Annotated in this window: 11 protein-coding genes; 6 read left to right on the top strand and 5 right to left on the bottom strand. The window is 67.9% G+C overall.

All coding sequences use genetic code 11. The annotated features are described in order from the left end of the window. The first annotated feature begins 27 nt into the window (after positions 1-27). Both ACZK08_RS03135 and ACZK08_RS03130 read left to right on the top strand, forming a co-directional pair. Positions 28-675, top strand: a complete 648-nt coding sequence (locus ACZK08_RS03135) for an ABC transporter ATP-binding protein (protein WP_080375229.1) — start codon at positions 28-30, stop codon at positions 673-675. Further along, a complete protein-coding gene (locus tag ACZK08_RS03130; protein ID WP_065182788.1) occupies positions 672-3,179 on the top strand; it encodes an ABC transporter permease in 2,508 nt (835 codons plus the stop codon). Before ACZK08_RS03135 ends, ACZK08_RS03130 begins: the two co-directional genes overlap by 4 nt. 104 nt (positions 3,180-3,283) lie before the next feature. Here ACZK08_RS03130 and ACZK08_RS03125 read toward each other — a convergent pair whose 3' ends face one another. The 5 genes from ACZK08_RS03125 to ACZK08_RS03105 form a co-directional block, all read right to left on the bottom strand. Then, positions 3,284-4,210: a DUF6607 family protein gene (locus ACZK08_RS03125; protein ID WP_065182789.1), complete on the bottom strand. Its 927-nt coding sequence runs from the start codon at positions 4,208-4,210 to the stop codon at positions 3,284-3,286. Positions 4,211-4,283: 73 nt separating this feature from the next. Further along, the gene (locus ACZK08_RS03120) at positions 4,284-4,883 is read right to left on the bottom strand and encodes a ChuX/HutX family heme-like substrate-binding protein (protein WP_065175798.1); all 600 of its coding nucleotides are present in this window, start codon (positions 4,881-4,883) and stop codon (positions 4,284-4,286) included. Positions 4,884-4,887: 4 nt separating this feature from the next. Further along, positions 4,888-7,080: a TonB-dependent hemoglobin/transferrin/lactoferrin family receptor gene (locus tag ACZK08_RS03115; RefSeq protein ID WP_428992353.1), complete on the bottom strand. Its 2,193-nt coding sequence runs from the start codon at positions 7,078-7,080 to the stop codon at positions 4,888-4,890. Between the two features lie 150 nt (positions 7,081-7,230). Beyond that, on the bottom strand, positions 7,231-7,425 hold the full coding sequence (hemP, locus tag ACZK08_RS03110; protein WP_005412278.1) for a hemin uptake protein HemP: 195 nt from the start codon (positions 7,423-7,425) through the stop codon (positions 7,231-7,233). 194 nt (positions 7,426-7,619) lie between these two features. Next, on the bottom strand, positions 7,620-8,591 hold the full coding sequence (locus ACZK08_RS03105; RefSeq protein ID WP_065182831.1) for a potassium channel beta subunit family protein: 972 nt from the start codon (positions 8,589-8,591) through the stop codon (positions 7,620-7,622). 192 nt (positions 8,592-8,783) lie between these two features. Here ACZK08_RS03105 and ACZK08_RS03100 point away from each other — a divergent pair, with 192 nt between their 5' ends. From ACZK08_RS03100 to ACZK08_RS03085, 4 genes are all read left to right on the top strand, one after another. Further along, on the top strand, positions 8,784-10,082 hold the full coding sequence (locus ACZK08_RS03100; RefSeq protein ID WP_053516424.1) for a NupC/NupG family nucleoside CNT transporter: 1,299 nt from the start codon (positions 8,784-8,786) through the stop codon (positions 10,080-10,082). A 25-nt stretch (positions 10,083-10,107) separates the two neighbouring features. Next, positions 10,108-11,073 carry a ribokinase gene (locus ACZK08_RS03095; RefSeq protein WP_065175800.1) on the top strand — a complete coding sequence of 322 codons (966 nt, stop codon included), beginning with the start codon at positions 10,108-10,110 and terminating at the stop codon, positions 11,071-11,073. Between the two features lie 239 nt (positions 11,074-11,312). Next, positions 11,313-12,308 (top strand): tRNA dihydrouridine synthase DusB, encoded by a 996-nt coding sequence (dusB, locus tag ACZK08_RS03090; RefSeq protein WP_065182791.1) that lies wholly within the window; start codon positions 11,313-11,315, stop codon positions 12,306-12,308. 51 nt (positions 12,309-12,359) lie between these two features. Then, the gene (locus ACZK08_RS03085) at positions 12,360-13,187 is read left to right on the top strand and encodes a methyltransferase domain-containing protein (protein ID WP_053516428.1); all 828 of its coding nucleotides are present in this window, start codon (positions 12,360-12,362) and stop codon (positions 13,185-13,187) included. Positions 13,188-13,292: the final 105 nt, after the last annotated feature.

Below are 13,292 nucleotides of genomic sequence, written 5' to 3'. Positions count from 1 at the left end.
ATCGCCGTCGACCAGGTCGGCAAATCCGTGCATGGCCCGGAGGGTGAAGTCCACATACTGGACAACATCACTTTGACGGTCCATGAAGGCACCAGCGTGGCCATCGTCGGCGCCTCCGGCTCCGGCAAAACCACCCTGCTCGGCCTGCTCGCCGGGCTGGACCTGCCCAGCCGCGGTCGCATCGCTCTGGCCGGGCACGAACTGTCCAGCCTGGATGAGGAAGCCCGCGCGCAGCTGCGTGCTCGCGAGGTCGGCTTCGTCTTCCAGAGCTTCCACCTGCTGCCGGCGCTGACCGCCGCCGAGAACGTCGCCCTGCCACTGGAGCTGGGCGGGCGCGAGGATCGCGCGCGGGTGGACGCCGTGCTGGACCAGGTCGGGCTGGCCCATCGCGCCCGCCATTACCCGCGCCAGCTGTCCGGCGGCGAACAGCAGCGCGTGGCATTGGCGCGTGCCTTCGTCACCCGGCCGCGCATCCTGTTCGCCGACGAGCCGACCGGCTCGCTGGACCAGAGCACCGGCCAGCACATCAGCGACCTGCTGTTCGAGCTCAACGCCGGCAGCGGCACCACGCTGGTGCTGGTCACCCACGATCTGCGCCTGGCCCAGCGCTGCCAGCACATCCACCGCATCGACAACGGCCGCCTGCAGGCGGTCGCGCACGAGGCCCGCGCATGAACCTGCTGCGGCATGCGTGGCGCGCGCTGCGCCGCGAAGCCCTGGCCGGCGACCTGCTGACCGTGTTCGCCGCGCTGGTACTGGGCGTGGCGGTGATGACCGCGGTCGGCACGCTGGTGAACCGGGTCAACCTGGCACTGACCAGCAGCGCTGCGGAGATGCTCGGCGGCGACCTCGGCGTCGCCGGTCGTGACGACCCGCCGGCCGCCTTCGCCGAAGAGGCCGGGCAGCGGGGACTGGCATCCACCCGCATGGCCAGTTTCGGCACCGTGCTGTTCCAGGGCGATGCCAGCCAGATGGCCAGCATCAAGGCGGTACAGGCCGGCTATCCGCTGCGGGGGACGCTGCGGGTACGCAGCACGCCCGGTGGTGCGCTGATCGACGATGCCGGCATGCCGCCGCAGGGCCAGGCCTATGCCGATCCCCGCCTGCTGCAGGCGCTGGGGTTGAAGGCCGGCGATGACCTCGAGTTCGGCGCCGGTACGCTGCGCATCGCCGGCATCATCGAGGCCGAACCGGATGCCGGCGGCGACCTCCTCACGCTGTCGCCGACGTTGCTGGTCAATCGCGCTGATGTCGACGGCACCGGCCTGCTCGGTCCCGGCAGCCGCATCAGCTACCGGCTGATGTTCGCCGGGCCGGCCGACCGGATCGCGGCGTTCCGGCAATGGCTGCAGCCACAGGTGAAGGGCATGCGCCTGCTCAGCGTGGATGACACCCAGCGCGGCGTGCGCCAGGCGTTCGATCTGGCCGGGCGCTTCCTCGGCCTGAGCGCGCTGCTGGCGGTGCTGCTGGCCGGCGTCGCCACCGCGCTGGCCGCCAACCGCTTCGCCCTGCGCCGCATCGACCAGGTGGCGATCCTGCGTTGCCTGGGAGCACGCCAGCGCGACATCCTGCTGGGCCTGGCACTGCAGCTGCTGATGCTGGCCGTTCCGGCCTGCCTGCTCGGCATCGGCTTGGGCATGGCCGCGCAGGAAAGCCTGGTACAGGTGCTGGGCAGCCTGATACCGCAGCGCCTGCCGCTGCCCCAGGCAACACCGGCGCTGACCGGTGCAGGCATCGGCCTGTTGCTGCTGTTCGGCTTCGGCCTGCCGCCGCTGCTGCGCCTGCGCGGCGTGCCGCCGATGCGCGTGCTCAACCGCTCCTTCGCTGCTCTGCCGCCCGCCTCGCTGCTGGCCTACGTCGCCGCCCTGCTGGCCAGCCTGGTGCTGGCCGTGCAGGTGACCGGCGACCTGAAACTGGCCCTGTGGGTGCTGGGTGGCCTGGCCGCTCTCGCCGCAGCGGCGGGCCTGGGCGGCTTCGTGCTGCTGCAGGTGCTGCGCAGCCTGCAGCACCGCCTGCACGGCAACTGGCGGCTGGGATTGGCCGCCCTGACCCGCCGCCGGATGCTGGCGGTGATGCAACTGGTGGGCCTGTCGCTGTCGCTGTGCGCGCTGCTGCTGCTGGCCGTGACCGGGCCGGGGCTGCTGCAGCAGTGGCGCGAGCGCCTGCCGGAGAACACGCCGAACTACTTCCTGATCAACATCCAGCCCGAACAACGCGACGGCGTGCTGGCAGCATTGCGCGCGCTGGGTGCGGCCGATGCCAGCATCGAACCGATGGCCACCGGCCGCCTGATCGCGATCAACGGCAAGCCGCCGGTGCGCGTGGACCAGGCGCAGGACGGCCAGGGGCGGGAAAACGGCCCGCGCGAGGACGACGACGAGAACCGGCCACTGAACTTCAGCTGGCGCAGCACTTTCCCGCCGGCCAATACGCTGCTTGAGGGCCACTTCTGGAAGGCGGACAGCACTGCGCCCGAAGCCTCGGTGGAAACCGGCTGGGCCAAACGCTACGGCGTCTCGACCGGCGACCGTATCGGCATTTCCGTGGGCGAGCAGCAGCGCGAGTTCACCGTGACCAGCGTGCGCAAGGCGGACTGGAACACGTTCCGGCCGAACTTCTTCGTGCTGTTGAATCCGAACGCCGTGGGCGACACCCCGCACAACCTGCTCTCGGCATTCCACCTGCCGGCCGGCCAGGCAGCCGGGCTGGGCGAACTGGTGCGTGCACAGCCGAACCTGTCGCTGCTGGACGTGGATGCGGTGATCTCGCAGGTGCGCGACGTGATGGAACGGGTGGCGCAGGCGGTGCAGCTGGTGATGGTGTTCAGCCTGCTGGCCGGCGTGCTGGTCCTGCTGGCTGCCCTGCAGGCCACGGCCGGCGAGCGCCGCTACGACAGCGCGGTACTGCGCACGCTGGGCGCGACCCGGCGCCAGCTGCGCGGTGCGGTGCTGGTCGAGTTCGGGGCACTGGGCGCGCTCGCCGCGCTGCTGGCGGTGGGCGCCACGGCCGTGATCGGGCTGGTGGTGTCGCAGAAGGTGTTCGAACTGCCGCTGCTGCCGCCGTGGCCGGGCCTGCTGCTGGGCGGCGTGGTCGGCATCGGGCTGAGCCTGCTGGCGGGCTGGTGGGGCACCCGGCGCATCCTGCATACCCCGCCCGCCCTGGCCCTGCGCGAAGCCTGACGCAGGCGCGCGCCGGGAGGCGTGCCGGGCAAGCCCGGCACCCTTCCTTGCGGTAGATCCACGCCATGCGTGGATCCGGCTGTGGCCTCGAGCAGGGCTCGACCCTACTGGGCCTTTTCCACGTACCTGGCGAACACTTCGTCGATCTGCGCGTCCTTCACCTGCTTGCCGTCCTGCAGGTCCTGCGCCTGGGTGAACAGCGGAATGATCATCGCCATCCCATCCAGCTTGGTCTTCAGGTGCACGCCCGGAGCCTGGGTCAGGAAACCGTCCCAGCGCTGGCGGACCTTGGCCCAGTAGCCGGCGGTGGCCTTCCAGTAATCGCGCGCCGGGGTGAAGTCGATCTCGGTGGTCTTCACGTAGTCGTTGAAGCCGAACTCGCGCGCGATCTCCACTTGGCTGCCGTCGGTGTTGCGCTGCACCTTGGTGTTGAACTGCTCGTGGGTCCAGCCGTTCGGGGTGAGCGTGTGGCGGTTGACCACCGCCAGCGCGTTGTAGTCGCTGCGCTTGGTGTACTCACGGCGCGGCAGCGGGCGCCAGCTCAGGTCGCTGGTCCAGCTCGGCACGTTGTTGGTGTAGGTCCATTTGCCGGTGCCGCAGTAGCGCGGTGCATCGCTTACTTCATACACGCACTGGGTCCAGGCGCCCTGGTTCACCGCCGCCGGGATGCTGCGTACCCGCCAGGTCTGATCGGCACTGAACTCGAAGCGGTTCGGGGCCTCGTAGACCCAGTCCTGGCGCCAGTGCTTGGTGATGTGGCCGCTCTTCTCGTCCAGCAGCAGGTGTTGCAGCACGATGCGCTTCGGGGTGTCCTCGACCACGATGACCATTTCATTGCCGCCGCTGCGCATCGCCGGCGCGCGCTCGTAGCCCGGCTTCAGCAGCACGGTTTCGTCGAAGGCGAAATCCACGGTGTACTCGCCCTGCATGGCCAGAATGCTGTCGTGATCGCGGGCGATGTCGGAGGGCTGCGCGCTGGCCACGCCGCTGCCGGCGAGCAACAGCAGGACGCTGGCTGTCTGGAATTTCATCGGGGTCTTCCTTCGGGGTTGCAGGTTCGTTGAGAGGCCATCCGTGGCCGTCGGGCGTTCCATCAGGAACAGATCAGAGGCGGATCAGCGGCTGGTCGCCGGGAATCCGTGGTGGCGGCCGGCGCGCGGCGTCGGCACAGCAGCAGTCGTCGATGGCCAGCTCGCCCTCTGCGCCTTCCAGGCGCGCGATGCGGCGTGCGGTGGCCGCGCCCAGCGACGACAGCGTCGACAGGCTGGCCGCCAGGGTGCGGCCGTCATCGGCGGCATGCAGGCGCAGCGCACACAGGCGCCAACGCTGGCCGCCGAGATGACCGGCCAGGCGCCGCCACAGGCGTTCACCGACACTGCCGTCGCTGTCGTGCTGTGGGCCCGGCGGCAGCGCGGCCACCAACCGGTCCCAGGCCAGGAAATCGCTGTCCGGCAGCAGGTACAGGCGCCACACGCAGCGGCCACGGCCGTCAAGGAAGCACAGGCTTTCGCGCAGGCCCTCGCTGTCCACGCCCTGGCAGGCATGCACGCGCACCGCCTGGCGCCAGCCGCCAAGCTCGTTGCCGTCGGCGTGGTAGAGACACAACACGGTGCCAAGCGTGGCCAGCTGTGCCGGGGTCGGCCATGCCGCGCGGTGTGGAGCGGCGATGGAGTCATTCCTGCGTGCGGACAAGGCTCGGCTCATGAGGTCACCAGGACACGGCAAGGCTGGCGGAGAAGGTACGACCCGGGCTGGTGTAGCGATCCAGCACGCGGCTGGTCGGCGACAGCGTCGTACCCACGTTGGACCAATCGATGTAGCGTTTGTCGCCCAGGTTGAACACGCCTACGTTGAAGGTCGCACCCGGGGCGAAGTTCCAATGTGCCATCAGGTCGGCCACGCCATAGCCGGCCGGGCGGTACACCGTGGCCGAGGCGACGCGGTCCTTGCGCTTGACGAACGTGCCGGCCAGTTCGACACCCCAGGCATCGGTGTCGTACATCAGGCCGACGGTGCCGCGCAGCGGGTCGACCGAATCCAGCGGGGTGTCCTCGGTCTTGTTGTCGCCGCGCGACCAGGCCACGGAACTGCGCAGTGCCCAGCCCTGCAGGGTCGGGCTGATCTGGCCGAAGTCGACGCCGGCCTTCAGTTCAGCGCCGTAGATGCGGGCGTCGGCGATGTTGCGCGACTGGAACACCATCAGGCCCTGCGCATTGGTGCCGACCAGCGACTGCGACTCGATGAAGTCCTTGTACTCGTTGTAGTAGCCGCTGACGCTGACGTAGGCAGCCGGCGACAGGAAGCGCAGGCCCAGTTCCATGCCATCACTGGTTTCCGGCTTCAGGTCCGGATTGGGAATGGCCGTGTAGCCGAAGGCGAAGTTGGTGAAGCCGAGATTGACGTCGTTGTACGGCGGCGAGCGGAAGCCGTGCGAGTAACCGGCAAACAGCGACCATTCGTCGGTGAAGCGATAGACCATGCCAAGCTTGGGCGAGACGCTGGTCTTGGTCAGCTTCGCCACCGCCACGCCGGGATTGTCCTCGGCGAAGATGTTGTCCACTTCCGGCTTCAGCTCGTAGCGGTCCACGCGCACGCCCGGCACCAGCGACAGCTTGCCGCCAGCCATGCGCATTTCATCCTGCGCATACAGGCCCAGCTCGGTGGTCTTGCTGATCGGGAAATCGCGTACCGGGAACGCATCGGGCAGGATGGTGGTGCTGGTCTGGCCGTTGGCCAGTACCTGGAAACCATCGCGCTTCTGGCGGATCTCGGTGCGTGCACCCTCGAAGCCATAGGTCAGCGCGTGCTCGACGCTGCCGGTGCTGAAGGCCTTGTTGAACTGCGCCTGCAGGCCGTACACACGCTGGTCGAAGTTGAACTCGCGGTGGCGACGGCTGCGGTTGGCACGGTCCTCATCGGTGATCTGGGTGGTTTCGCTGTGCTGGGTATACAGCTGCCAGTGCAGGCTGTCGGCGAAGCCTTTGTCCAGCGCATCCATTTCATGCGCGAACGACACGCGGGTGCGGTTCTGCTTGTCGCGCGCCTTCATGCCGGTGGTGGTGGTACGGTCGATCGAAGACAGCACGTTGGTCTCGGTCTTGTCTTCGTTGCCTTCCACGGTCAGGCGGAAGCGCTGGTCCTCGCTCGGTGCATAGACCAGCTTGGCCAGGCCGCTGCGACCGTCGCGGTCCTGCGGGTTGGGGGCGGTGCGGGTGTTGTCGTTGCTGCGCACGTCACCCTTGTTGTCGGTTTCCTGGCCCTGGCGATGGTTGATGTTGACCATGCCGCTCCAGTGTTCGCCGCCGAACGCCGTGGTGACACCGCCGAGCAGGCCCTTCCATTCACCGTCGTAGCCGAACTTCAGGCCGACGTAGCTGTCCTTGCCATCCTTCAGGTAATCGGCCGGATCCTTGGTGACGAAGGCGACCACGCCGCCCAGCGCATCGGAACCGTACAGCGAGCTGGCCGGGCCGCGCACGATCTCCACGCGCTTGAGCGTGTCCAGATCGGTGAAGTTGCGGTTGGCGTTGGAGAACGAACCAATGTTGAAGCTGGTCGGCATCGCGATGCCATCGGTCTGCACCCGCACACGGTTGCCGTCCAGGCCACGGATACGGATGCTGCCCAGGCCGAAGCGCGCGGCGCTGCGGCTGACCGACAGGCCCGGCTCGTAGCGCAGCAGATCCTTGATGTCCTGGACCAGGTGCCGGTCCATCTGCTCACGGTCGATCACGTCCACCGTCGCGGCGACGTCACTCACTGCGCGCTCGGTGCGCGTGGCGGTGACCTGCACGCGATCGAATTCGCGCGCATCGGGCGCGGCGCTGGCGGCAGTGGCAGCGTGGGCGGACAGCGGCAGCGCCATCCAGACAGCAAGGCAAAGGGCGGTATGGCGGGTCATCGGGTTCGTTCGGTCAGGCAGGGGAACCCCCGGCCACCGGCACGCCGGAGCGCACGCGGTAGACCGAGGGGGAGAGAGCGGGAGCGGTCGGGTCGCCCACCCTGCGGGCGGCGCCCGGCAGGAGGGAGGGAGGCGGGCGACCAGGCCGCATTACTTGGTCAGGATCAGCTTGTCGTTGCTGGTGTGCCGCAGGCGATAGAAGCGATCGCCGTGCTGGATCAGGATTTCACGACGGCCCTTGAGCAGGGCTTCGCTGTCGATGACCTCTTCCGGCGGAACGACGCGGACCGGACGATCGCGGAGGGTCAGTGTTTCAGGGCGCAGCAGTACAGGTTGAGCGTTCATGAGCATCTGGACTCGTGCGAGGGACGAGTTAAATGATAATGATTCTCAGTTGACAATCAACAACCATTCTCAATTTGATTGATGAGATTAATGATCGAAATCCAAAATTCGATAGATTTTGTGAATCGAATGGTGGGTGGCGGCGACCCTGGGGTCGAGCACAGCTCGACTCCCCGGCGGGAAAATGCTGCGGGTCAGACGAAGGCGGCTTCGATCCGGGCCCAGCCAGCGGCGTCGATCTGCTCCAGGACGTCCAGGGCCTGCAGGTTCTGCAGCAGCTGCTCGACCCGGCTGGCGCCCAGGATCACGCTGGACACCTGTGGATTGCGCAGGCACCAGGCGATGGCCACGCTGGCCGGGGCGTGGCCAAGCTCGCGTGCCACCGCGCTGAAATGACGGACCTGGGCCAGGCGTGCCTGTGCATCGGCGCCCAGAACCAGATCCTGCAGCCACTCCATGCCCTCGCGGCCGAGCCGGGCGTCGGCCGGAATGCCACGGTCGTACTTGCCACTGAGCAGGCCGGACGCCAACGGCGAGAAGATGGTGGTGCCCAGGCCGGCCCCCGCGTACAGCGGGGCGTACTCGGTTTCCACCCGCTCGCGGTGCAGCAGGTTGTACTGCGGCTGCTCCATCGAAGGCCCCTGCAGGTTGTGCCGCGCGGCGATGTCCAGCGCCTGCTGGATCTGTGCCGCCGACCACTCGGACGTGCCCCAGTAGAGCACCTTGCCCTGCCGGATCAGGGTATCCATCGCGTGCACGGTCTCGGCGATCGGCGCGTCGGGATCCGGGCGATGGCAGTAGTAAAGGTCCAGATAGTCCACCCGCAGGCGCTTGAGCGCGGCATGGCAGGCATCGGTGACGTGCTTGCGCGACAGGCCGCGCTGGGTCGGTCGCGGGTCCTTGGCACTGCCGAAGAACACCTTGCTGGACACGCAGAACCCATCGCGCGGCAGGCGCAGGTCGGCGATCACATCGCCCATCACCTGCTCGGCGCGGCCATTGGCATACCCCTCGGCATTGTCGAAGAAATTGATGCCATGGTCCCAGGCCGCGGCAACCAGGTTGCGGGCCTCGTCGCGCGGAATCTGGTCACCGAAGGTCACCCAGGCGCCGAAGGACAGGGCGGATATCGGCAGGCCGGTGGAGCCCAGGCGGCGGTAATGCATGCGAATCTCCTGCTGCGGGCCCGCATCCGGGCCGGAATCGAGCCCCATTCTACCCGTCGTGCCGACCGCAACCCCTTGCCGTTGCTGGCCCGATCGGTGCCGATGGCCGCGCGCACGCTGCTTTTCCTTGCCCCGGCCCCTGCCCTGCACTAGGCTTCCCGTTTTTCGCGACGCCCCAGGGGAGTCACTCACATGGTCGAAGGTTTGGGCAGGATCGGCTTCGGCCTGTTCGGGTTGGCGGTGCTGATCGGCATCACCTGGTTGTTTTCCAACAACAAGCGCGCGGTGGACTGGAAGCTCGTCGCCACCGGCATCACCCTGCAGATCGCCTTTGCGGCGCTGGTGATCCTGGTCCCCGGCGGCCGCGACGTGTTCGATGCGCTCGGCCACGGCTTCGTGAAGGTCCTGAGCTTCGTCAACGAGGGCTCGAAGTTCATCTTCGGCTCGCTGATGGACGTCCAGAACTACGGCTTCATCTTCGCCTTCCAGGTGCTGCCGACCATCATCTTCTTCTCCGCGCTGATGGGCGTGATGTACCACCTGAACGTCATGCAGGCGATCGTCCGGGTGATGGCGTGGGCGATCACCAAGGTGATGCGCGTGTCCGGTGCCGAAACCACCAGCGTCTGCGCCAGCGTCTTCATCGGCCAGACCGAGGCGCCGCTGACCGTGCGCCCGTACATCGCCAAGATGACCCAGTCCGAGCTGCTGACCATGATGATCGGTGGCATGGCCCACATCGCTGGCGGCGTGCTGGCGGCCTACGTGGGCATGCTCGGCGGGGGCGACCCGACCCAGCAGGCGTTCTACGCCAAGCATCTGCTGGCGGCCAGCATCATGGCCGCACCGGCCACGCTGGTGGTGGCCAAGCTGCTGATCCCGGAAACCGGCACCCCGCTGACCCGCGGCACGGTGAAGATGGAAGTGGAGAAGACCTCCAGCAACATCATCGACGCGGCGGCGGCCGGCGCCGGTGACGGTCTGAAGCTGGCGCTGAACATCGGCGCGATGCTGCTGGCCTTCATCGCCCTGATCGCCCTGCTGAACGCCCCGCTGACCTGGCTCGGCGAAGTGACCGGCCTGGCCGCACAGATCGGCAAGCCGACCAACCTGTCGACCATCTTCGGCTACCTGCTGGCACCGATCGCCTGGGTGATCGGCACTCCGTGGGCCGACGCCACCACCGTGGGGTCGCTGATCGGACAGAAGGTCGTGATCAACGAATTCGTCGCCTATACCGAGCTGTCGCAGATCGTGAACGGCCAGGTCGCCGGCGTGACCCTGTCCAACGAAGGTCGCCTGATCGCCACCTATGCGCTGTGCGGCTTCGCCAACTTCAGCTCGATCGCGATCCAGATCGGCGGCATCGGTGGCCTGGCCCCGGAACGTCGCCACGACCTGGCCAAGTTCGGCCTGCGCGCGGTACTGGGCGGTACCATCGCCACCTTCATGACGGCGACCATCGCCGGCGTGCTGACGCATTTCAGTTGAACCCTAGTTCGAGAAAAGATTCCCTATGAGCAGCAGTGTCGTTGTCGTCGGTTCCTTCAATGTCGATCACGTGTGGCGGTGCGAGTCGCTGCCGGCACCGGGCGCGACCATTGCCGGCCGCTACAGCACCGGCCCCGGTGGCAAGGGCTTCAACCAGGCCGTGGCCGCATGCCGCGCGGGCGCCGACACCCACTTCGTGTGCGCCCTGGGTGATGACGCCGGCGGTGCCACCGCCCGCGACCTCGCCGGCCAGGACGGTTTCGCGCTGATCGCCGAAGCCAGCAACGAACCGACCGGCACCGCCGGCATCTATGTCGATGCACGGGGTCGTAACACCATCGTGATCGGCCCGGGCGCCAATGCCGCCCTGAGCACCGATTTCCTGCAGCAGCAACAGGCGCTGCTGACCGGTGCCCGGGTGGTGCTGGTGCAGCTGGAGTCGCCGGTGCAGACCATCGAGGCGGCACTGGCTGCCGCCCGCGAGGCCGGTGTCACCACCGTGCTCAACACCGCACCGGCCGACGCCCCCTCGACCATCGGCCTGCTCAAGCTGGCCGATGTGATCACCCCGAACGAGACCGAGTTCGCCGCCCTGCTGGGCCGCCATGTCGGCGAGCGCGTGGATGCCAACGACGTGGCCGCGCTGGATGGTGCCAGCCTGCATGCGCTGTGCCGCAAGCTGGTCGGCAACGGTACCGTGGTGGTGACCCTGGGCTCGGTGGGCGTGTTCGTTTCGCATGCCGATGAGAACCTGCGCGGCGACACCCAGCCGTACTACCGCGTGGGTGCCGAGCAGGTGCAGGCGATCGATACCACCGGTGCCGGCGACGCCTTCAACGGCGCGCTGGCCGCCTCCCTTGCCCAGCTGCCGGAGGCGCCGTTCGCACGCCATGTGCGCTTCGCCAACCAGTTCGCGGGCCGCTCGACCGAGAAGGAAGGCGCCGCAGCGGCGATGCCACGGCTGACCCCGGCCGACGTGGAAATCCGGTAGGTCCACGCCGCAGCTGCATGAACCGGCCCGGGCGCGCAGGTGCCCGGGCCTTTTTCTGCCTGCGCCCATGCAGGGCACGCAGCCCTCCCCAGCCGCCCACCATGACCCGCCACTGGGGGCGGCGGAAGCAACCGTCAAACATCTGCTGATGCCCGTACGGCATGAGGTCGGTCCGGATCGGCCTGAACCGGCGCCTCGCCGACCCGGCCATGTGACCGCCTGCGGCCTACAATGGGCGTATGCAGATCGGCCCCTACACCATTGCTCCCAACGTCGTGCTGGCGCCCATGGCCGGCGTCACCGACAAGCCGTTCCGCCTGCTGTGCAAACGGCTGGGCGCGGGCCTGGCCGCCTCCGAGATGACCATCAGCGACCCGCGCTTCTGGAACACGCGCAAGTCGATCCACCGCATGGACCATGAGGGTGAACCGGCACCGATCAGCGTGCAGATCGCCGGCACCGAGCCGCAGCAGCTGGCCGAGGCGGCGCGTTACAACGTCGACCATGGTGCGCAGATCATCGACATCAACATGGGCTGCCCGGCCAAGAAGGTCTGCAATGCCTGGGCCGGTTCGGCGCTGATGCGTGACGAATCGCTGGTGGCGCGCATCCTTGCTGCCGTGGTCAACGCGGTCGATGTGCCGGTCACGCTGAAGATCCGCACCGGCTGGGACTGCGACCACCGCAATGGGCCGCTGATCGCGCGCATCGCCGAGGACAGCGGCATCGCCGCCCTGGCTGTGCACGGCCGCACCCGCGACCAGCACTACACCGGCCAGGCCGAGTACGCCACGATCGGCGAGATCAAGGCCGCGCTGCGCATTCCGGTGATCGCCAATGGAGACATCGATTCGCCGCGCAAGGCCGCCTTCGTCCTGCAGCAGACCGGCGTGGACGCAGTGATGATCGGTCGCGCGGCGCAGGGCCGGCCGTGGATCTTCCGCGAGGTGGCGCACTACCTGGCCACCGGCGAGGAACTGACCCCGCCGTCACTGGCCGAAGTGCGCGATATCCTGCTTGGCCACCTGCACGCCCTGCATGCCTTCTACGGCGAGCCGCAGGGCGTGCGCATCGCGCGCAAGCACCTGGGCTGGTACGCCAAGGACCGGCCCGAGAATGCGGCGTTCCGCGCCGTGGTCAACCGCGCCGAAGATCCGCAGAGCCAGATTACGCTGACCACCGAGTACTTCGACCGACTGATCGCCGGGCAACCGGCGCTGCCGTCGGCTGCCTGACCCCGCACGCCCCGCAGTCGACCCTGCACGACGCACCACGAGCCCGCGACCATGACACCGCCGATTTCCTCCCCCACCTACCTGCACGGGTTCTCCGGCACCGAACAGCAGCGCCTGATGACCCAGGCCCGCCTGCTGGAATCGAGCATCTTCGGCCAGATCGACTACGGCAGCGCACGACGCCTGCTGGAAGTCGGCAGCGGCGTCGGCGCGCAGACCGAGATCCTGCTGCGCCGCTTCCCGGACCTGCACGTGACCGGCGTGGACCTGAGCGAAACGCAGCTGGCGACCGCCCGCGAGAACCTCGCGCGCACGCCGTGGTGCAGCGATCGCTACACCCTGCAGCAGGCCGATGCAGGCGAGCTGCCGTTCGAGGCACGCAGCTTCGATTCGGCATTCCTGTGCTGGGTGCTGGAGCATGTACCTTCGCCGGCCCGCGTGCTCAGCGAAGTGCGCCGCGTACTCGCACCGGGATCGCCGGTCTACATCACCGAAGTGATGAACGCATCGTTCCTGCTCGATCCGTATTCGCCGCACATCTGGCGTTACTGGATGGCATTCAATGATTTCCAGTACGACCACGGCGGCGATCCCTTCGTCGGCGCCAAGCTCGGCAACCTGCTGCTGGCCGGTGGTTTCCGCGATGTGCATACCGAGATCAAGACGATCCACCTGGACAACCGCGAGCCGGCGCGGCGCAAGACGATGATCGCGTTCTGGGAGCAGCTGCTGCTGTCGGCCGCCGAGCAGCTGCTGCAGGCCGGCACCGTGGACGAGGATACGGTGGAGGGCATGCGTCGCGAGTTCCGGTTGGTGCAGAACGATCCCAATGCCGTGTTCTTCTTCTCGTTCGTGCAGGGCCGCGCGACGGTGTATTGACCGGCGCTTGCACCGCTGCGCTGCGGCAGTGCCACGCGCCGCATGGCTGGCAACCCGCTAGAATCGTCGCGGGCTGGCGTCGAGGACGGGCGCGCGCTGGACCCG

It is taken from the genome of Stenotrophomonas sp. 112478_Sma (genome assembly GCF_056479905.1).
The sequence above is the reverse complement of the archived record's forward strand: the minus strand, read 5'-3'. Positions and strand labels throughout refer to the sequence as shown.